This window comes from Bradyrhizobium sp. CCBAU 11361 (assembly GCF_028128935.1).
In the GTDB taxonomy this organism is placed as follows: Bacteria; Pseudomonadota; Alphaproteobacteria; order Rhizobiales; family Xanthobacteraceae; genus Bradyrhizobium; species Bradyrhizobium niftali.
Window position 1 is genome coordinate 21,563 of sequence record NZ_LBJZ01000183.1, and the last position, 19,311, is coordinate 40,873.

The 19,311-nt window shown below is 64.5% G+C and carries 17 protein-coding genes; 10 read left to right on the forward strand and 7 right to left on the reverse strand.

Annotated elements, in window-relative coordinates:
• Positions 1 to 111 precede the first annotated feature (111 nt).
• The 3 genes from XI08_RS24850 to XI08_RS24860 are packed head-to-tail and all read left to right on the forward strand — an operon-like array spanning position 112 to position 3,642.
• The gene (locus XI08_RS24850; RefSeq protein ID WP_271576373.1) at positions 112 to 1,095 is read left to right on the forward strand and encodes a zinc-dependent alcohol dehydrogenase family protein; all 984 of its coding nucleotides are present in this window, start codon (positions 112 to 114) and stop codon (positions 1,093 to 1,095) included.
• A 25-nt stretch (positions 1,096 to 1,120) separates the two neighbouring features.
• Complete coding sequence (locus tag XI08_RS24855; protein ID WP_271576374.1) at positions 1,121 to 2,656, forward strand: bifunctional aminoglycoside phosphotransferase/ATP-binding protein; 1,536 nt, start codon at positions 1,121 to 1,123, stop codon at positions 2,654 to 2,656.
• Between the two features lie 11 nt (positions 2,657 to 2,667).
• Positions 2,668 to 3,642 carry a CHAD domain-containing protein gene (locus XI08_RS24860; protein WP_271576375.1) on the forward strand — a complete coding sequence of 325 codons (975 nt, stop codon included), beginning with the start codon at positions 2,668 to 2,670 and terminating at the stop codon, positions 3,640 to 3,642.
• Here the strand turns inward: XI08_RS24860 and XI08_RS24865 are convergent.
• The gene (locus XI08_RS24865) at positions 3,639 to 5,480 is read right to left on the reverse strand and encodes a PHA/PHB synthase family protein (RefSeq protein WP_271576376.1); all 1,842 of its coding nucleotides are present in this window, start codon (positions 5,478 to 5,480) and stop codon (positions 3,639 to 3,641) included. The genes XI08_RS24860 and XI08_RS24865 overlap by 4 nt on opposite strands.
• 211 nt (positions 5,481 to 5,691) lie before the next feature.
• Here XI08_RS24865 and XI08_RS24870 point away from each other — a divergent pair, with 211 nt between their 5' ends.
• Positions 5,692 to 6,420 carry a CBS domain-containing protein gene (locus XI08_RS24870; protein WP_271576377.1) on the forward strand — a complete coding sequence of 243 codons (729 nt, stop codon included), beginning with the start codon at positions 5,692 to 5,694 and terminating at the stop codon, positions 6,418 to 6,420.
• A gap of 28 nt (positions 6,421 to 6,448) precedes the next feature.
• On the opposite strand, the gene XI08_RS24875 is transcribed toward XI08_RS24870, so the two are convergent.
• The 3 genes from XI08_RS24875 to XI08_RS24885 form a co-directional block, all read right to left on the reverse strand.
• A complete protein-coding gene (locus tag XI08_RS24875) occupies positions 6,449 to 6,907 on the reverse strand; it encodes a RidA family protein (RefSeq protein ID WP_442869859.1) in 459 nt (152 codons plus the stop codon).
• Positions 6,908 to 6,929: 22 nt separating this feature from the next.
• Positions 6,930 to 8,621, reverse strand: coding sequence for a benzoate-CoA ligase family protein (locus XI08_RS24880; protein ID WP_271576379.1), 1,692 nt, complete (start codon positions 8,619 to 8,621; stop codon positions 6,930 to 6,932).
• A gap of 149 nt (positions 8,622 to 8,770) precedes the next feature.
• Positions 8,771 to 9,262: a MarR family winged helix-turn-helix transcriptional regulator gene (locus XI08_RS24885; RefSeq protein ID WP_027545928.1), complete on the reverse strand. Its 492-nt coding sequence runs from the start codon at positions 9,260 to 9,262 to the stop codon at positions 8,771 to 8,773.
• A gap of 278 nt (positions 9,263 to 9,540) precedes the next feature.
• Here XI08_RS24885 and XI08_RS24890 point away from each other — a divergent pair, with 278 nt between their 5' ends.
• Positions 9,541 to 10,716 carry an ABC transporter substrate-binding protein gene (locus XI08_RS24890; RefSeq protein WP_271576380.1) on the forward strand — a complete coding sequence of 392 codons (1,176 nt, stop codon included), beginning with the start codon at positions 9,541 to 9,543 and terminating at the stop codon, positions 10,714 to 10,716.
• A 27-nt stretch (positions 10,717 to 10,743) separates the two neighbouring features.
• Entirely contained in the window at positions 10,744 to 11,199 is a 456-nt protein-coding gene (locus XI08_RS24895; protein ID WP_247422132.1) for a cupin domain-containing protein, read from the forward strand.
• A 95-nt stretch (positions 11,200 to 11,294) separates the two neighbouring features.
• Here XI08_RS24895 and XI08_RS24900 read toward each other — a convergent pair whose 3' ends face one another.
• The 3 genes from XI08_RS24900 to XI08_RS24910 form a co-directional block, all read right to left on the reverse strand.
• Entirely contained in the window at positions 11,295 to 12,545 is a 1,251-nt protein-coding gene (locus tag XI08_RS24900; protein ID WP_271576381.1) for a flavin-dependent oxidoreductase, read from the reverse strand.
• Between the two features lie 187 nt (positions 12,546 to 12,732).
• Positions 12,733 to 13,569 (reverse strand): enoyl-CoA hydratase family protein, encoded by an 837-nt coding sequence (locus XI08_RS24905; RefSeq protein WP_092191002.1) that lies wholly within the window; start codon positions 13,567 to 13,569, stop codon positions 12,733 to 12,735.
• 43 nt (positions 13,570 to 13,612) lie between these two features.
• Positions 13,613 to 14,374: an SDR family NAD(P)-dependent oxidoreductase gene (locus XI08_RS24910; RefSeq protein WP_027545923.1), complete on the reverse strand. Its 762-nt coding sequence runs from the start codon at positions 14,372 to 14,374 to the stop codon at positions 13,613 to 13,615.
• A gap of 196 nt (positions 14,375 to 14,570) precedes the next feature.
• On the opposite strand from XI08_RS24910, the gene XI08_RS24915 reads away from it, so the two are divergent.
• Genes XI08_RS24915 through XI08_RS24930 form a run of 4 tightly spaced genes read left to right on the forward strand, consistent with a single transcriptional unit; the run spans position 14,571 to position 19,309 of the window.
• Positions 14,571 to 15,389 carry an alpha/beta fold hydrolase gene (locus tag XI08_RS24915; RefSeq protein WP_271576382.1) on the forward strand — a complete coding sequence of 273 codons (819 nt, stop codon included), beginning with the start codon at positions 14,571 to 14,573 and terminating at the stop codon, positions 15,387 to 15,389.
• Positions 15,390 to 15,396: 7 nt separating this feature from the next.
• On the forward strand, positions 15,397 to 16,686 hold the full coding sequence (locus XI08_RS24920; protein ID WP_271576383.1) for an acyl-CoA dehydrogenase family protein: 1,290 nt from the start codon (positions 15,397 to 15,399) through the stop codon (positions 16,684 to 16,686).
• Between the two features lie 2 nt (positions 16,687 to 16,688).
• Positions 16,689 to 18,224: a class I adenylate-forming enzyme family protein gene (locus tag XI08_RS24925; RefSeq protein WP_271576384.1), complete on the forward strand. Its 1,536-nt coding sequence runs from the start codon at positions 16,689 to 16,691 to the stop codon at positions 18,222 to 18,224.
• Positions 18,221 to 19,309 carry an NAD/NADP-dependent octopine/nopaline dehydrogenase family protein gene (locus XI08_RS24930; RefSeq protein WP_271576385.1) on the forward strand — a complete coding sequence of 363 codons (1,089 nt, stop codon included), beginning with the start codon at positions 18,221 to 18,223 and terminating at the stop codon, positions 19,307 to 19,309. Before XI08_RS24925 ends, XI08_RS24930 begins: the two co-directional genes overlap by 4 nt.
• The last annotated feature ends 2 nt before the right edge of the window (positions 19,310 to 19,311 follow it).

A 19,311-nucleotide genomic window follows, 5' to 3' on the forward strand; every position in this document is an offset into this window, starting at 1 on the left:
CAGGGGGAACCGTCCAGACGGGCAAGGGCGGGCATTGACGGAAGTCAAGGACTGGCCCCGCGGCGCCATTCTATGGATAGTTCGACCGGAGCGGTTCCCCCGGAGAGACTGATGCGTGCGATGGTGTTGGCTGCCCCGCGAGCACGGCTGCGGATGGAGGAGCGCCCCGATCCAATCCCCGGCGAAGGTCAGATCCGCGTGCGAGTCGGCGCCTGCGGTGTCTGCCGGACGGATCTTCACGTCGTCGACGCCGAACTGCCCGACATCCGCTATCCCATCGTACCCGGCCATGAAATCGTCGGCCGCATCGATCTCATCGGCTCCAATGTCGCAACGCATGCGCGGGGTGACCGGGTCGGCATTCCCTGGCTCGGGTTCACCTGCGGAAGCTGCCGGTTTTGCCGGGAGGGTATGGAGAACCTCTGCGACCGCCCGCTTTTCACCGGCTATACGCGCGACGGCGGCTATGCAACGCACGCCGTCGCCGACGCGCGCTACGCCTTTCCGCTCGGCGAAGCCGGCGACGATGGGGCCATCGCCCCCCTGCTGTGCGCGGGCCTGATCGGCTGGCGTTCGCTGGTCCTTGCCGGCCAGGCAGAGAGGCTCGGCATCTACGGCTTCGGCGCCGCCGGCCATATCATCGCGCAGGTCGCGGTCTGGCAGGGGCGATCGGTCCACGCGTTTACCCGGCGCGGCGACGTGGCCGCACAGGATCTCGCCCGCCGGCTCGGCGCCGTCTGGGCCGGCGCCTCGGACGAAATGCCCGACACACCGCTCGACGCCGCCATCATCTACGCTCCCGCCGGCGAGCTCGTGCCGGCCGCGTTGCGCGCCGTTCGCAAGGGTGGCCGCGTGGTCTGCGCCGGCATCCATATGAGCGACATTCCGAGCTTTCCGTACGACCTGCTCTGGCAGGAACGACAGCTGATCTCCGTTGCCAATCTCACCCGACAGGACGGTCTCGATTTTCTCAGGATCGCTCCGCAGGCGGGCGTGCGCACCGAGACGACCGCATTCCCGCTCGATCAGGCCAACGAAGTCCTGGACATGCTGCGGAATGGACAAATTCTCGGCGCCGCCGTGCTCAGGCCCTGACCGCATCCCGGAAATACCAGCTTCGATGACAGACGAAACGGCTGCCCAGGAACGAATATTCACAGCGCTTTGCGCGCATCCCGGCGTGACACGGATCGATACGCACGCCGCGTCGGTCTTTCTCGACGGCAGCCGCGCGCTGAAGATCAAGCGAGCCGTCCGTTTTCCTTTCCTCGACTATTCGACGCTCGAGAAGCGCAAGATGGCCTGCGAGGAGGAGATCAGGATCAACCGGCCGCTGGCGCCACAGATCTATCACCGCGTCGTGGCGATCACCGAAGAGCCGGACGGATCGCTGAAGGTCGACGGCAGCGGCCGGCCGGTCGAGTATGCGGTCGACATGTCCCGCTTCGACGAAAGCCGGACGCTGGATCATCTGGCGAAGGCTGGCCCGCTGGATGCAAACCTGGCCTCGGCTGCCGCCGATGCCGTCGTGGCGTCGCACGCGATAGCACCTCGCGCCGACGGCAAGGCATGGGTTGCCTCCATCCCCGGCCTCGTCGATGGAAACAGCAACGGCCTGCGGAAGGACAACCATCTCGAAGCTGACGAGATCGAGCAGCTCGACCAGGCCTCGCACGCAATGTTGTTGCGCCTGCGGCCGCTGCTCGAAGAACGCGGCCGTCAGGGATTCGTGCGCCGCTGCCACGGCGACCTGCATCTTGCGAATATCGTGTCGATCGACGACCGGCCAGTGCTGTTCGACGCCATCGAGTTCGATGCGCAAATCGCAACTGTCGACGTGCTTTACGACCTCGCTTTCACGCTGATGGACCTGCTGCACCACGATCAACAATTTGCTGCCAATATCGTCCTGAACCGATATCTCGACGCGACGCCACCCGAAAATCTCGATGCGCTCTCAGCCCTGCCGCTGTTCATGTCCATTCGCGCGGCAATCCGTGCCCAGGTGGCGCTGGCACGGTTGACGCGGCCCGATGCCGACCGGACAGGAATTCTTCACGAAGCACGCCGTTACTTCGATCTCGCCCGGGCTCTGATCCACCCGCCCGCCCCGCGCCTGATTGCGGTTGGGGGACTATCGGGCACCGGCAAGTCCGCCCTCGCCCGCGCGCTGGCGCCCCACGTCGCGCCGCAACCGGGCGCCGTCGTGCTGCGCAGCGACGTCATTCGCAAGCAGCTGTTTCGGGTGGAATACACCCACCGGCTGCCGCCGTCCACGTACCGGCCCGAGGTCACCGCACGCGTCTATGAGGTGCTGGTGCAGCGCGCCCGACAGGTGCTGGCGCAAGGCCATTCCGCAATCGTCGACGCGGTCTTTGCAAGCGAGTCCGAACGGGACCAATTGGCCGCCATGGCCAGCCAATGCAACGTGCCGCTGCGTGGACTATTCCTCGCCGCCGACCTCGCGACCCGTCAGGCGCGCATCGGCGACCGCCATGGCGATGCCTCCGATGCCACGCAAGAGGTTGCTGCGCAGCAAGAGCGCTATAATATCGGCCATGTCGGTTGGGCGACCATCGATGCCTCCGGGACACAAGAGCAGACGCTCCAGCGTTGCCGGGACGCGATCGCAACGCAAATAAGGCAATCTGATTGACGCGGGCAAGGATGTCGCGACCCACCACGAGTTCGACCGCGGCCGCGCGCGCCAAGCCGGCGACGCGGCGCAATGCCCTGCCCGGCCGCCTCAGCCCCGGCATGGCCTGCGATACGGCGTTCCGCATCATCGCCCGCCGCCACCTCGATGCCGTCCTCGCCCAGCACGAAGGCACTTGCCGCGGCGATCCCGACGCGCTGCACCAGATCCGTATCGCGCTGACGCATCTGCGCACCGCCGTCCGCTTCTTCTCGCCGATGGTGGACGACACGCATCGGCCGCACGTCTGGGCCGAGCTGAAATGGCTGAACGGCCAGCTCGGCCTGGTGCGGGACCTCGATGTGGCGATCGAGCGGGTCGTCGCCGAGAGTGGCGACGAGCTCGCCGTGATTGCCGAGCTCCAGCACTGGGACGAGAAACGCGCCGAGAGCCACCGCCTGCTCGCACGGGCACTGCAATCCGCCCGCTACAGGCGCCTGGTCGAGGAGACCTCGGCCTGGATCGAGAGCGGGCCCTGGTCGACCCGGCGCAGCAAGGAAGCCTTCAGGTTGCGCCGCTGCTCGCTCGCCGACCACGCGACGGCGCGGCTGACCGAGTGGGAAGAGACGCTGCTCAGGAAGGCCCGCAAGCTGCGCAAGCTCGATGTCGAGAAACGACACAGGCTGCGGCTTCTCAACAAGCGGCTGACCTATTCGATCGAGTCGCTCACGGACCTGTTCGGTGACGACACCCTGACGAAGCAGAAGTCCATCCTCAAGCAATTGCGAAAGGCGCAAAGGTCCCTCGGACAATTGAACGACGATGCCCGCGGGCAAGCGCTGGCAGCGTCGCTGAACGGCGCCGGCCCCGAGGCCGGCATTCGATTCCTCGACCGCAAGCGGGAAAAGAGGCTGCTGCGGACCGCCTCTACGGCCTACCGGAAACTGGACAAGGCCAAGCCCTTCCGCTCGTCAGACCTTGCGCCGAACGCAGAGCCTAAGGATTAGGTGTGGACGTAGTCTCCCGGCGCGTCGGGCAGGCCGTCAACGCCCCCGACACCGATCGACGGTGGATCGCAAGGCGCGCCTGAGCGCGCCGCCAGCCATTTTGCCCATTCCGGCCACCACGATCCCTCAACATGCGGCGCCAGCTTCAGCCACTCGTCCGGACCGACGTAAGGCGCATCCGCAGCCTTGGTCATGACCTGATAGTTGTGCCAGGGCTCGTCGGGAGGCGCGACGACGCCGGCATTATGACCGCCGCTGGTCAACAGGAACGTCACGTCCGCATCAGCCTGATAGTGGATCTTGTAGACGGATCGCCACGGCGCCACGTGGTCTGCGAGCGTGCCCACCACGAACATCGGCGCGTGAATGTCGGAGAGCGAGACGCTCCTGCCTTCGACGCGATAACGGCCTTCGGCCAGATCGTTGTCGAGGAACAGCTTGCGCAAATACTCCGAGTGCATGCGATACGGCAGCCGCGTGGCATCGGCGTTCCAGGCCATCAGATCGCTCGGCTGCGAGCTCTCGCCCATCAGGTAGTCGCGCGACAGCCGCGACCAGATCAGCTCGTTGGAGCGCAGCAGCTGGAACGCACCCGCCATCTGTGTCGTGTCGAGATAGCCGCGCTGCCACATCATGTCTTCGAGGAAGGCGACCTGGCTCTCGTTGATGAAGAGCGTCAATTCGCCGGCCTCGGTGAAGTCGGTCTGGGCGGCAAGGAGCGTGATGGTGCCGAGACGGCGATCGCCGTCCCGCGCCATGGCGGCGGCGGCGATCGACAGCAACGTGCCGCCCAGACAGTAGCCGAGCGCATGAGTCTTCCGATCGGGTATGATCCGGCCGATCGTGTCCAGCGCGGCCATCACTCCCAGCTTGCGATAGTCGTCGAAGGCAACATCCCTGTCCTTCGCATCCGGATTGCGCCAGGAGATCGCGAACACGGTGAAGCCCTGACCGGTCAGATACGTGACCAGGGAATTCTGCGGCGACAGGTCGAGGATGTAGTACTTCATGATCCAGGCCGGCACGATCAGGATCGGCTCGGGTCGCACCTGCGCGGTCGTCGGATGGTACTGGATCAGCTCGATCAGATCGTTGCGGTAGACGACCTTCCCGGGCGAAGCCGCCACCGTCCTGCCGACGACGAACTGCTCGTCACCCGCCGGCTTCGAGATGGAGAGCAGGCGCATCAGATCGCTGCACCAGTTCTGCCAGCCGAACACAAAATTCTCGCCGCCGCTCCGGAACGCTTTCTCCAGAACCTGCGGATTGGTGGCCGCGAAATTCGACGGCGCCAGCATGTCGAGCATCTGGCGCACCGAGAACTCGACGACGGCTTCATTTGCATGCGACACGCCACGCACGCCGGTCGTGGCATCGTGCCACCATCGCTCCGTGAGCAGGAACGCCTGCGCAAACAGATTGAACGGCGCGACTTCCCATTGCGGGTCCTTGAAGCGACGATCGCGTCCCTGCGGCTCAATCACGGACCACGGCTTTTGCGACGTCGCGTGCGCGACGGCTTGCAGGAACCGGCCGGTATCGCGAAGACCGCTGCGGAACATCTGCATCTGGCGCTCCGGCGCCGCGGCAAGATGCGCACTCCAATCGAGCCAGGCGAGCGACAAGGCCACCGGCGAAATCCCGCCCGTGAACCGCGCCAGCATCGCATGAAACGCGCGGTCGAAGGGGTATGGCTCCGATGCAGGCAGGGAATTGGCGACGACCGGCTTCTCAGGGGTCGTTTCGAGGATCGTCGTAGAGGCTTCGGCAGCCGGATTGGCGGAGAGAGCCTGCGCCGGCGGCTCTTCGGCCCGTGGAAATATCTTGACGACGCTCATGGCTGAGTGGTCCTGCGGGCCTTTGTTCTAGGTCGGCGGCAGGATATGGCGACGCTTCCGATGCGCGTTGAGCTGCATCAAATTCCGGTACGGATCACAATTGCTCACTCAGGGGAGAAATGGCCCGGATCGCTTGACCTGGGTCAAACCACGCGCCGACGGCCGAATTAGGTTTTGCGCATCGAAATTCGACAAGCCAGCGGAGTCCTCCATGCGCGCCCATCAGATCATGACCCGGTCGGTCATCTCGGTCACCCCCGACACCAGCATCGTCGAGGCCGCAAACATCATGCTGAAGCGGCACGTCAGCGGCCTTACCGTGGTCGATGAGACCGGCAAGCTGGTCGGCGTCGTCTCGGAAGGAGATTTCATCCGTCGCAGCGAAATCGGCACCGGGCGCAAGCGGGGGCGCTGGTTACGGTTCATCCTCGGTCCGGGCAAATCGGCCAGCGACTTCGTCCATGAGCATGGCCGCAAGGTCTCTGAGGTGATGACCGCCTCGCCCGTGACCATCACCGAGGACACGGCGCTCGCGGAGATCGTCGACCTCATGGAACGAAACAACGTGAAGCGTCTGCCGGTGGTGCGCGGCGATATGGTGGTCGGGATCGTGTCCCGCGCCAATCTGTTGCAGGCTGTCGCGGGGCTCGCCCGCGAGGTGCCGGATCCGACGGCCGATGACGATCACATTCGCACCCGCATCATCGATACCATGGAGAAGAACGATTGGTGCCCGTTCGGACTCAACGTCATCGTTCGCGACGGCATCGTTCACCTCAGTGGCGTCATCACCGAAGAACGCGCGCGGCAGGCCGCGGTCGTCGCGGCGCAGAACGTCGAGGGCGTGAAGAAGGTGCACGACCATTTGTGCTGGGTCGACACCATGTCCGGCGTCTATCTGAACTCACCCGAGGACGACGATCTCGCCAAAGCGAGCTAACAAGGCAAGCTGAAGGAGCAAACGCGACTCAGCGGGGAATGACGGCGGTGGCCTCGATCTCGACGCGCGCCGCCTTCTCGACCAGCCGCACCACCTGAAGCAGCGCCATCGCCGGATAGTGCGCACCGAAGATGGCACGGTAGGCCTTGCCGAGTTCCTTCAGGTTGGCGAGGTATTCGTCCATGTCGACGACGTACCAGGTCAGGCGCACGAGGTGCTCAGGGCGTGCACCGGCCTCAGTCAGAATCGCGGCAATGTTGCTCAGGGCCTGGCGGACCTGCGCGACAAAGCCGTCCGCGAGACGCTCCTCGGCATCCCAGCCGATCACGCCGCCGGTGACGACGATCCGCCCCTCAGCGGCCATGCCGTTGGCGTAGCCTTTCGGCACCGGCCAGCCGGACGGCTGGAGGATCTGCGCCACCGAGCGCGGGTCATTCTCATCGGCGGTCGACAGCACCGCGAGCTGCGGGCCTTTCGGCGTTGTCACGGACAAATGCTCCGTCCTTCCCTCATTCTGCCGCAACGCCCGACGACGTCGCCGCAGCCTGAGCCAGTTGCCGCAGGGCAAAACGCTTCAACTTGCCGGTCTCGGTCTTCGGCAACTGCGTCACAAACTCGATCGCGCGCGGGTACTTGTAGGGCGCGATCTCGCGTTTGACATATTCCTGCAACTCGGCCGCAAGTTGAGCATCCGGCGTTACGCCGGGCGCGGCGATGATATAAGCCTTCACGATCATTCCGCGCGCCTCGTCCGGTGCGCCAACCACACCGCACTCGGCGACGGAGGGATGCGTCAGCAGCACCGCCTCGACATCGGTGCCTGCGATGTTGTAGCCGGCCGACACGATCATGTCGTCGGAGCGCGACTGGTACCAGAAATAGCCGTCGTCATCCATCAGGTAGGTGTCGCCGGTGATGTTCCAGCCATTCTGGACATATTTGCGCTGCCGCTCGTCCGCGAGATAGCGGCACCCGGTCGGACCGCGAACCACGAGGCGGCCCATCGTCCCAGGCGGCACGTCATTGCCTGCGTCGTCGACGATCTTCGCCTCATAGCCCGGCACCGGCTTGCCGGTCGCGCCCGGGCGGATCTCGTCCTCGGTCGCGCTGATGAAGATGTGCAGCATCTCGGTCGAACCGATGCCGTCCATCAGCTTGATGCCCGTGGCCTTCAGCCAGGCATCGAATGTCGGCTTGGGCAGTGTCTCGCCGGCGGAGACGCACTTGCGAAGCGAGGAAATGTCCCGGCCCGGAAGCTTGCCGATCATCGCGCGATACGCGGTCGGCGCGGTGAAACAGACCGTGGTCTTGTACTGCTCGATCGCCGTCAGGATGTCGTCCGGCGTCGTCTTCTCCAGCACGACGAAGGAGGCGCCGATATGCATCGGGAATAGCACGCCGCCGAAGCCGAACGTGAAGGCGAGCGGTGCGGAGCCGACGAAACGATCCTTCTGCTCGGCACGCAGGATGTTGCGCGCGTAGCCGTCGCAGACGGCCAGCATGTCGCGGTGGAAATGCATGGTGCCCTTGGGATCGCCGGTCGTGCCCGACGTGAAGGCGATCAGGCAGATGTCGTCGGAGGCGGTATCGACAGCCTTGAACTCCGGGCTTGCGTCGGCGATCAGCGCCTCGAGTGAATCGGCCGCGCCGTTGCCCCAATAGACGGCCTGCTTGAGACCGGGCGCTGCGGCTTTCGCCTTGTCCATCTCGTCGGCGAGCTTTCCATCGCAGAGCGCCAGCGTGATCTCCGCCTTCTGGATCGGATAGGACAGCTCCTTGGCGCGCAGCAGCGGCATTGTCGCGACGCAGATGCCGCCAGCCTTGATTACCGCAAGATAGGTCGCGACCATCATCGGATTGTTGGCGGAGCGCAGCAGCACGCGCCCGCCGGTCACGAGGCCAAGCTTGCCGACCAGCACATTGGCGATACGATTCACCAGCGCTTGCAGCTCGCGATAGGTATAGCTGACAGCGGGGCTGATGACGCAAGGCGCGTCGCCATAGCCCTCTTCGACCCAGCGATCGAGGAAATAGCTGACGCAGTTCAATCGTGGCGGATATTGCAGCTCGGGCCGTGTGAAGACGAAGTCAGGCCAGAGCTCGCGCGGCGGCAGATGTTGCCGTGCGAACGTATCGACATGGGCCGTCGCAGCATTGCCGTCAGACGAGCCCGACATTTGAACCTTGGCGGCGTTGGCCATCGCACGCTCCTTTGCGCATGGAAGCACCCGGCAGCACTAACTGAGAAACATTTTAGGCTTAAAACAATTTGGCGCAATAGCGGATTTTGGGCATCCCATGCATTTTCCTGCGGCAAAGTGGGATTGGCGGGCGGATCGGCCCGCGGGACCTACGCCCGGCGTCGACCGGCCGACCTCTGCGCCGACGCCTTGGTCTTGGCGAGGAGCCGCATCAGCTCGCGCACATCCTTCGGCGTCAGGTCGGCGAAGAGATCGGCGATCCAGGTCTCGTGTTCCGCCGCCATCCGGCGAAACTCGGCGCGCCCGAGCTTTGTCAGGCGGATCACCTGGACGCGGCGGTCGGTCTCCGACGTGCGCCGGTCGAGATGGCCGGATTCCACCAGACGCTCGACGAGGCCGGTGACGTTGCCGTTGGAGACCATCATGCGTTTGGAGACATCGGACAGCGTCATGCCGTCAGGCGCCTTGTCGAGCTGTGCCATCAGATCGAAACGGGGCAGCGTGACGTCGAATCGCTGCCGCAGCCGGCCGCGGACCTCGCCCTCGATCAGGGTCGTGCAGGTAAGCATACGCAACCACAGCCGAAGCTCTTCGGCGTGGTCCTCCGGCGTCTCGACGGCCTTGGTCTCGGAATCAAGCATCTGATGCAGTCATTGACGGCAGGCATTGGCGCCGGCACGGATTCCCCAACGTTTTGAGCTTCAAATAAATTGAAGCCGGCCGCAAGTCCAAAGCTGCAGCAATCGACCTCACGTCGATTTCTTTAGGCTTCAAATAATTGGCGCGCCGCTTGCATGCTCGCTGCCTCGCGAGATGGCGGCGTCTTGAGCTTTGCTTGCCGCGGCAGCCATCATCGGCTTAAGCTTGTATTGGAGTACGCGGCTTGCAGCGCAGGCCCTGATGTCACGGGGGACAGATCATGAAGACGCAAACAACCTTGGCCGCAGCCGCCTTGCTGCTCGGCACCGCAATGAGCTCCGCCCTCGCCCAGGAGAAGATCAAGCTCGGTGTGATCGTGACCCTGTCGGGACCCGCCGCCGCGCTCGGCCAGCAGGTTCGCGACGGCTTTGCGCTCGCGGTGAAGGATCTCGGCAGCAAGATGGGCGGCCGCGATGTCGAGGTCGTGGTGGTCGACGACGAGCTCAAGCCGGACGCAGCGGTGACCAAGGTCAAGGGCCTTCTGGAACGCGACAAGGTCGACTTCGTGGTCGGGCCGATCTTCTCCAACATTCTCCAGGCGATCCACCGGCCCGTGACGGAATCGAAGGTGTTCCTGATCAGCCCCAATGCCGGCCCGTCGACTTTTGCCGGCAAGGACTGCAACCCGTTCTTCTATGTGACCTCGTATCAGAACGATCAGGTTCACGAGATCCTCGGCAAGGTCGCGCAGGATCGCGGCTACAAGCGCATGTACCTGATGGTGCCGAACTATCAGGCCGGCAAGGATTCGGTCGCCGGCTTCAAGCTCGACTACAAGGGCGAGATCGTCGAGGAATCCTACATGCCGCTGAACACGCTGGACTTCCAGCCGGAGCTTTCCAAGATTTCCTCGCAGAAGCCCGATGCGCTGTTCACGTTCATGCCGGGCGGTCTCGGGGTCAATCTCGTGAAGCAGTACAGGCAGGCCGGCCTTGCCGACAGCATTCCGGTGCTCTCGGCTTTCACGGTGGATGAATCGACCTTGCCGGCGCAGCAGGACGCGGCCGTCGGCATGTTCGGCGGTGCGAACTGGGCGCCCAATCTCGACAACCCCCAGAACAAGAAGTTCGTCGCTTCGTATGAGGCCGCCTACAGCGGCGTGCCCGGCACCTACGCCTTCCAGGCCTATGACGCCGCGATGCTGATCGACAGCGCCATCAAGGCGGTGAAGGGCGACCTCTCGAACAAGGATGCCGTCGCGGCCGCACTGAAGAAGGCCGACTTCACGTCGTTGCGCGGCGCCTTCAAATTCAACACCAACGGCTATCCGATCCAGGATTTCTATCTCACCAAGGTCGCCAAGCGTCCGGACGGCAAGTTCCAGACCGAGATCGTCCAGAAGGTCTTTGAGAATTACGGCGACCGCTATGCCAAGGACTGCAAGGCGGCAAACTAAGCCGCATCGCGTTACGGGAGGACTGCAATGAAGAGCGAAATAACCGGCATCACGCGGGCCAACGAGGGCATCCAGGGCATTTCCTGGAACATCCTCGGCCAGACCTATGTGCCGAAGAGCTACACCGAGAACAGCTTCTCCTGGCACGCAACGCTGCCGCCGGGCACGTTCGTGCCGCCGCACATTCATCCCGACCAGGATGAGTATCTCTACATGCTGGAGGGCAAGCTCGATTTCATGCTCGGCAATTCGGAGGCACAGGCGACCGCGGGCGACCTGATCCGCCTCGGCATGGGCGTGCCGCACGGCATCTTCAACAAGTCGGAGCAGACCGCAAAAGTGCTGTTCTGGGTCTCACCGAGCCGCAAGCTGTTCGACCTGTTCTGGGGCCTTCACAACATGAAGGAACAGAAGCCGGAGGACGTGGTGGCGATGGCCGCCGAGTTCAACATCCACTTCCTGCCGCCGCCTCCCGGCGGCTAGCTACATGCCCCCGGAAAAGCTGAGGCGTTCTTCCGGAAGGGTCGTGCCCAATCAAGAAACCAAAGGGCGATGATGGTTCATCGCCCTTTTGCGCGTCAGGCGCGCACCGCTGCGAGCCCGGGCACCGCGGCGAAGCCGGCCTTGGTGGCATAGCCGCGCACGATCGCCTCGCGCTGGGAATAGCTGAGGACATTGTCGACATTGTCGAAGCCGTCGGGGGCAAGCTGCTCGACGGCGTCGATGACCCCTTCGGGGCCGCCGCGCCGGTTGGAGCGGACGATATCGGCGGTCATCGGCAGGCGCTTCTTCTCATATTCGACCAGCGCCTGACGCGGATGCTCGGCGCGCAGCAGCGCGTCGGCAAGGCAGCGCGCATCGAGGATCGCCTGCGAGGCGCCGTTCGAGCCGACCGGATACATGGGATGCGCGGCATCGCCGAGCAGTGTGACGCGTCCCGACGACCAATAGGGCAAGGGATCGCGGTCGCAGGTCGGATATTCGTAGAACTCGGGCGTTGCCGAGATCAGGCTTTTCACATCGATATAGGGCACCGAGAAGCGCGCCACATGCGGCATCAGCTCCTCGCGCCGGCCCGGACGCGACCAGTCTTCTTTCCGCGGCGGCGGTGCGTTGCCCTCGCCGACCTTCACCAGCACCGCCCAGTTTGTGAGACGGCTCGCGGGGCTCGAGCCCTCCGCGATGGGGTAGATCACGACCTTGGCGTTGAGCCCACCGGCCACGATCATGGATTTGCCGGTGAGGAACAGCGGCCAGTCGCGCGCGCCGCGCCACAGCATCAGGCCGTTCCAGCACGGCGGTCCTTCGTTCGGGAACAGCGTGTCGCGCACCCGCGAATGGATACCATCGGCACCGATCAGGATATCGCCGCGCGCTGTGTGGATGTGTGCGCCTGAGCGATCGAAGAAGTAAGCCGTAACGCCGCCTTCGTCCTGCGTGAACGCACCGAGACGGCAGCCGGTGTGGATTGCCTCCGCCCCGAGCCGCTCCTCGACGGCGCGATGGATGACGCCCTGAAGGCGGCCACGGTGGATCGAGAATTGCGGCACGTCGTGACCCGCGTCGATGCCGCGGGCTTCGCGCCAGACCTCCTGACCATGGCGGTTGAGGTAGTAGAGCTGATCGGTGCGGATCGCGACGTCGTCAAGCTTTTGCAACAGACCAAGGCCGGCCAGCTCACGCATCGCGTGCGGCAACGTGTTGATGCCGACACCAAGCTCGCGAATGGTGTCGGCCTGCTCGAAGACCTCGCAAGCGATGCCGCGCGAGCGCAGCATCAATGCCGTGGTGAGACCTCCGATACCGCCACCAACGATAATCGCCTTCATCGCCCTTACTCCACTCGAAATACGCCAGGCAATGCGGTTAACGTCGCATGGGCGGTCACTCCGCCGCAAGCGGCTTTGTCGCCTTCGCCTTGAGCTCGGCCGGGGTCTTGGGCTTAGCCTTAATTCTCAGCTCGCAATTTCGCGCAAGTCCTCATTGCCGGCCTCGCCACGGGCAAAAGCAACTGCCTTAGTCACCCCTGAAGACCGGCTTGACCTTGTTGGCGAAGGCCTGGAAGGCACGCTCGAAATCCGCCGTGGTCATGCACAGGGCCTGAGCAACGGCCTCCGCCTCAATCGCCTCCTCCACCGACATCGCCCATTCCATCGCCAGCATCCGCTTGGTCATGGTGTTGGCGAAGGTCGGCCCTTCGGCGATCTGCTTTGCCAGCAATTGCGCCTGGGGCAGCACCTGCTCCGGCGTGACGAGACGGCTGAAGAAGCCCCAGCGCTCGCCCTCCTCCGCGGTCATGAACCGGCCGGTATAGAGCAGTTCGGAGGCGCGGGACTGGCCGATGATGCGCGGTAGGATCGCGCAGGCGCCCATGTCGCAGCCGGCAAGGCCCACCTTGTTGAACAGGAACGCGACCTTGGCCCCGCTCGCGGCAAGGCGCATGTCCGACGCCATGGCGACAATCGCACCAGCCCCCGCGCAGATGCCCTCGACCGCGGCCACGATCGGCTGCGGGCACGCCCGCATCGCCTTGACGAGGTCTCCCGTCATGCGGGTAAAGGCAGTGAGCCCCTTGGTATCCATCTTCACCAGCGGGCCGATGATCTCGAACACATCGCCGCCGGACGAAAAATTGCCGCCGGCGCCGGTGACGACGATGGTCTTGACCGCATCGTCGAACGCGCAGGCGCGGAAGAAATCCGTGAGCTCACGGTAGCTCTCGAAGGTCAGCGGGTTCTTCCGCTCGGGACGATTGAGCGTCACCGTGGCAACGCCGTCGACCACGGCCAGCAGGAAATGCTGCGGCGAATAGTCCGCAAGCGGCAGGGTGACGGGATTGGCTGGTCTGCTCATGCGATCTCCTTAGCTTCCTTGTTCCGGGCCTGCGTCGCGCACGCTAGATCTCACCGCCGGCCACGGCAATCGCCTGCCCCGTGATCGCGCCGGCACCCTCGCCGCACAACCAAAGCACGGCGTCGGCCACCTCCTGAGGCGAGATCAGTCGCCCCTGCGGGTTGTGCTTGGCGAGCTCGGCGATCGCCTGCTCGCGGGTTCGCCCTGTTTTCTTCATGATGTTTTCGATGCTGCCAGCGACCAGATCGGTGTCCGTGAAACCGGGACACACCGCATTCACGGTTACGTTGCTGCCGGCCATCTCGAGGGCGAGCGAACGCACGAGGCCAACCACGGCGTGCTTGGCGGCGACATATGCGCTGACATAGGCATAGCCCTTGAGCCCGGCAGTCGACGCGACCGCGACGATGCGGCCATAGGGGCGATCCTTCATCCCCGGCAGTACGGCGCGGACGGCGTGGACCACGCCCATGAAATTGACGTCCATCATGCGCGCAAACAGCGCGCTGTCCGATTTTGAGAACGGCGCGGACTCCGCACTGCCCGCGTTGGCGATCAGAATGTCGATTGGCTTTCGCGCATGCGCCTCCGCGATGGCTGCTTTCAGCGCAGCTTCATCAGAGACATCGGCGATAGCTGCAAAATGCGCAGCTCCCGCACCGACCGCCTCGTCCAGAACTGCAGCATTCCGGCCAAGCACCGTCACGGTGGCGCCAGCGCCGACGAGGGACGCTGCAATCGCGCGGCCGATTCCACGGCCGCCACCGGTTACCAGTGCGTGCGGCGAGTGCGGCAATCCGGACATGCGCTGGCTCCTTGGGATCTGCTGATCGTGTCTCCGATATATTTTAACCTTCAAACTTTTGCAACGACAGCGCCGGTCGAGGTCGCGAAAGCCCACGCGGGACAGACCGGCCCGAAAATTGCTTTAAGTATAAAATTATCTCTTCCCATCGACGATAGGCCTGTTAGCATCGCCGGGCCCAGCAAGAGGATATCGCGTGCCGCAACCTGCGCCGATGATAACAAAGGACGGACGCTTCGCCTATGAAGCCGCCGGCGATCCGGGCGCGATACCCTTGATTTTCCTGCATGGCATTGGCGGCGCGGCGCGCGCCTGGCGGCACCAGCTTGCCACATTCGGCAACCGCTTCCGCGCGATCGCATGGGACATGCCGGGCTATGGCGGATCGGCGCCGCTTGCCAGCGTCAGCATCGCTGCCCTGGCCGATGCGCTCCAGCAATTCATCGAGCAGCTCGGCGCAATAAGGCCCATTCTGGTCGGACATTCGATCGGCGGCATGATCGTCCAGAAATGGCTGGTGCAATCGCCGAAACTGGCGCGCGCGGTCGTGCTGGCACAGACCAGCCCGGCATTCGGCAAGGCCGACGGCGACTGGCAGAAATCGTTCATCGCAGCACGGCTCGGGCCGCTCGACCGCGGTGAAACGATGAAGTCGCTGGCGCCTTCGCTGGTGAAGGAGCTGGTCGGCGACGATCCTGATCCAAAGGGGATGGAACTTGCGCGTGAATGCATGGGAAGCGTGCCCGAAGCGAGCTATCGCGCCACGATGCTGGCCTTGATCGGGTTCGATCAGCGCAGCACGCTCAAGGATATTTCCGTGCCGACGCTGCTGCTGTCCGGCTCCAAGGACAACAACGCACCGGCGCCGATGATGGCGAAGACGGCGACCTACATTCCCTCGGCTCAATATATTGAGCTGGCCGGCGTCGGCCATCTCGCGAACCTTGAACGTCCCGAGGCCTTTGACGAGGCGCTCGGCAAGTTCGTGGACTCCGTCGTTGCAAACCACAGGTGACTGCGCAATGACCATGCAAGTCAGCAAGACGATCGGCGCGAGTGACGAGGTCGAGCTGGATGCACCGATCTTCGATCCCGTCGCGTTCCGCCTGAGCGACGAACAGGCCGGCATCATCGCGCGCGCCCGCGAGATCGGCCAAAGCGTGTTCGCCGGGCGCGCTGCGACCTACGATCGCGAGGCGATCTTTCCGACCGAGAATTATCGCGACCTCCATCGCGTCGGCCTGCTCGGCATCGCCGTCCCCAAGAAGCACGGCGGACTCGGTGCGAACTACCAGACTTATGCGTTGGCCGCAGCCGAGATCGGCCGCTATTGCGGCGCGACCGCGCTGACCTGGAACATGCATGTCTGCTCCACCCTGTGGTCGGGCCCCCTCGCGGACGACCTCGACATGGACGCGGAGACCCGCGCCGCGCACGAGCGGCGGCGCGCGGTCCACTACAAGCGCATCGTCGAGGACGGCGCGATCTACTCGCAGCCCTTCTCCGAGGGCGGTGCGGCGGCCGCGGGCGGCGTCGCCTTCGGAACGCAGGCAAAGCCCGTGAAGGGCGGCTGGATCGTCAACGGCAAGAAGATCTTTGCATCGCTGTCGGGTCACGCCGACTATTACGGCGTGCTCTGCACCGAAATCGAGGAAGGCGGGAAGGCCTCGCGCCGCAACACGCTTTACCTCGCAATTCCGGCGAAGTCGCAGGGCGTCTCCGTTGTCGGCGATTGGGATCCGCTCGGCATGCGCGGAACGGTTTCGCGGACGCTGCTGTTCCAGGACGTGTTCGTCCCGGAGGATTCCGCGCTGATGCCGCGCGGCGTCTATTTCCAGGCCGCGATGCGCTGGCCGCACATGTTCCTGACGCTGTCGCCGACCTATATGGGCCTCGCGCAAGCGGCCTATGATTTCACCCTGCGCTATTTGCGCGGCGAGGTGCCGGGCATGCCGCCGGTCAAGCGGCGGATGTACCCGACCAAGCAGATCGCGGTCGCCCAGATGCAGATCAAGCTCGAGCAGATCAAGTCGATCTGGTTCCAGGCCGTCACAGAGGCGCGCGCCAATCCGAGCAAGGAGCAGGTGCTGCGCGCCTATGCCGCGCAATATTCGGTGATGGAGGGGGCCAATGAGCTCGCCGCGCTCGCGATCCGCACCTGCGGCGGCCAGGCGATGCTTCGCTCGCTCCCGCTGGAGCGGATCTATCGCGACAGCCGCTGCGGCTCGCTGATGCTGCCCTGGACCGCCGAGCTTTGCCTCGACCGTATCGGGCGCGAGGCGCTGTATGAGGCCGGTGAAACGGACGACTGACGGTGGACCTCTGTAGTCTGATCGACCGCAATGCGGCGTTCGCGCCAGACAAGACGGCCATTGCCTTCGAGGGGGAGCGGCTGAGCTACGCGGCGTTTGCCGCGCGTATCGAGCAGACCGCCACGGCCTTGAAGCAGGAGCTCGGCGTCGGCCGGGGCGATCGCGTTGCGATCCTCAGTCTGAACCGGCCGGACTATCTGGTTCTGCTTTATGCCTGCGCGCGGCTCGGGGCGATGCTGGTGCCCTTGAACTGGCGGCTTGCCGTCGCCGAACAGCTCTTCATTCTCACCGATGCGGGCGCCAAGGTGCTGGTACTCGAGCAGGCGTTTGGGGGAGTTCTGTCCGAGCTTGGGCGGACAGCGCCGGGGACATCCGTTGTCGGCTTCGACTTTGCGCCGCCGCGCGGCACGACTTTCGAAAGCCTGCTGGCGCATAGCGATGGCACCAGCCGAAATCCGCACACCGACCTCTCCTGCCCGCTCCTCATCGTCTACACGTCAGGGACCACCGGCCGGCCGAAAGGCGCGGTGCTGCGCCAGGAAGCGCTGTTCTGGAACGGCGTCATGAGCCAGCACATGCACAACATGACGTCCGAAGATCACGTGCTGACGGTGCTGCCGCTCTTCCACGTCGGCGGTCTCAATATCCAGACCACGCCGGCGCTTCAGCTTGGCGCGACCGTCACGATCCACGCCCGCTTCGCGCCGGATACGGCGCTCGCAACGATCGCGCACGATCGACCCACGCTGACGGTGATGGTGCCGGCGATCATCCAGGCCGTCAGCGAGCATCCCGCCTGGACCACGACCGATCTCTCATCGCTCAAGGCCCTGGCCACCGGCTCGACCATCGTGCCGCCGCACCTGATCGACCGCTTTGTCGCACGCGGTGTACCGGTGCTTCAGGTCTATGGCTCGACGGAAACCTGCCCCATCGCGATCTATACGCGGCTTGGCGGCGATCTCTCACGTGAGGGATCAACCGGACTTGCGGGCCTGTGCTGCGAAGCGCAGGTGATTGATCAGACCGGCCGTGAGGTACCGGCGGGCACACCAGGGGAGATCGCGGTGCGCGGCCCCAACGTGTTCTTCGAATATTGGGGTAATGCGGACGCAACCCACGATGCGCTGCAGGATGGCTGGTATCGCACCGGCGATATCGGCCTGTGCGACGCTGACGGCTATTTCTGGGTCCGCGACCGCAAGAAGAACTTGATCATTTCCGGCGGAGAGAATGTCTACCCGGCCGAAGTCGAGCGCGTCCTGCTGGAACACCCCGATGTCAGCGAATGCGCCGTGATCGGCAGGCCGGACCCGCGCTGGGACGAGGTACCGATCGCCTATGTGATCCGGCGATCCGGCTGTCGGCTCGAGGCGGAGGAACTGAGAGCGCATCTCCAGTCGCAGCTTGCGCGGTACAAGGTTCCGCGCGACATCGTCTTCGTCACCGACCTGCCGCGTACGGCGCTGGGCAAGGTCCAGCATTTCCTGCTGAAGCAGCTTGATGCGCAGTCGCGCGCACGAGGAGAGGCATCTTGAAGATTGCAGTTCTGGGTGGGGGAAACGGCTCTTTCGCGGCCGCGGGCGATTTTGCGCTGTCGGGACATGAGGTCCGGCTTTGGCGTCGCGACGCGGATCAGGTCGCCGCGCATCGCGCCGAGGGCTCGCGCATCCTGGTGAAGGACCATAACGGCCGCCACGACATGAAGCTGGCACTGGTGACGACCGACATCGCCCAAGCCGTGAACGGTGTCGAACTGATCCTGTGCCCTGCCCCCGCCTTCGCTCAGCCGGATATCGCGCGTTTGCTTGCTCCGCACCTGCGGGACGGCCAAGTCGTGTTTCTGCCGCCCGCGACATTCGGCTCGATGATCTTCGCGAAGGCCGCGCAGGACGCCGGCAACCAGGCCAAGGCGAGCTTTGCCGAAACCGGCACGCTGCCCTGGCTCACCCGCAAGCACGGGCCGTTCGAGGTCGCGATCACGATCCGCGCGAAGCGGCTGCCGGTTGGCGTCTTTCCGCTCGACCGGGCGCCACAGGCACTCGAAGTGATCGGACGCGCTTTCCCCGACGCAATCGAGCCCTGCGGAGATGCGCTGTCCGGCGCGCTGATGAATGCAGGTCCCATCATCCATCCGCCACTGATCGTGATGAACGCCGGCCCGATCGAACATTTCGAGCGATGGGACATCCACAAGGAAGGAACGCAAGCCTCGATCCGCCGGGTGACCGACGCGCTCGACGCCGAGCGGATCGCGGTACGCGAGGCGCTCGGCTACGGTGCACCGCATTTCCCGCTCGCTCACCACTACGCGAAGGAGGGCGAAATCTGGATGTATGGGCGCGGCTCGCATGACCGGCTGACGGACTCCGGCGACTGGCGCGAGCGCATCGTGCTGGCCGAGCACCGTTACATGCGCGAGGATTTGCGGCTTGGGTTGTCGCTTCTGGTGTCCGTCGCCGGCGTTGCGGGCGTGGCTACGCCGCTGGCCAAGGCTTTTCTCGCCATCGGTGGCGCGATCTGCGGTGAGGATTTTGCCGAAGGCGGCCGAACGCTCGATACGCTTGGTCTTGGCAGCCTCAGCAAGGCTGAATTGCAGACGCTGCTTCGCAATGGATTCTGATC

What these genes read in the sequence shown, in the direction of transcription:
- XI08_RS24850 (WP_271576373.1), top strand. Translation starts at nt 112, where the DNA reads ATGCGTGCGATGGTGTTGGCTGCCCCGCGAGCACGGCTGCGGATGGAG.
- XI08_RS24855 (WP_271576374.1), top strand. Translation starts at nt 1,121, where the DNA reads ATGACAGACGAAACGGCTGCCCAGGAACGAATATTCACAGCGCTTTGC.
- XI08_RS24860 (WP_271576375.1), top strand. Translation starts at nt 2,668, where the DNA reads ATGTCGCGACCCACCACGAGTTCGACCGCGGCCGCGCGCGCCAAGCCG.
- XI08_RS24865 (WP_271576376.1), bottom strand. Translation starts at nt 5,480, where the DNA reads ATGAGCGTCGTCAAGATATTTCCACGGGCCGAAGAGCCGCCGGCGCAG.
- XI08_RS24870 (WP_271576377.1), top strand. Translation starts at nt 5,692, where the DNA reads ATGCGCGCCCATCAGATCATGACCCGGTCGGTCATCTCGGTCACCCCC.
- XI08_RS24880 (WP_271576379.1), bottom strand. Translation starts at nt 8,621, where the DNA reads ATGGCCAACGCCGCCAAGGTTCAAATGTCGGGCTCGTCTGACGGCAAT.
- XI08_RS24885 (WP_027545928.1), bottom strand. Translation starts at nt 9,262, where the DNA reads ATGCTTGATTCCGAGACCAAGGCCGTCGAGACGCCGGAGGACCACGCC.
- XI08_RS24890 (WP_271576380.1), top strand. Translation starts at nt 9,541, where the DNA reads ATGAAGACGCAAACAACCTTGGCCGCAGCCGCCTTGCTGCTCGGCACC.
- XI08_RS24895 (WP_247422132.1), top strand. Translation starts at nt 10,744, where the DNA reads ATGAAGAGCGAAATAACCGGCATCACGCGGGCCAACGAGGGCATCCAG.
- XI08_RS24900 (WP_271576381.1), bottom strand. Translation starts at nt 12,545, where the DNA reads ATGAAGGCGATTATCGTTGGTGGCGGTATCGGAGGTCTCACCACGGCA.
- XI08_RS24905 (WP_092191002.1), bottom strand. Translation starts at nt 13,569, where the DNA reads ATGAGCAGACCAGCCAATCCCGTCACCCTGCCGCTTGCGGACTATTCG.
- XI08_RS24910 (WP_027545923.1), bottom strand. Translation starts at nt 14,374, where the DNA reads ATGTCCGGATTGCCGCACTCGCCGCACGCACTGGTAACCGGTGGCGGC.
- XI08_RS24920 (WP_271576383.1), top strand. Translation starts at nt 15,397, where the DNA reads ATGACCATGCAAGTCAGCAAGACGATCGGCGCGAGTGACGAGGTCGAG.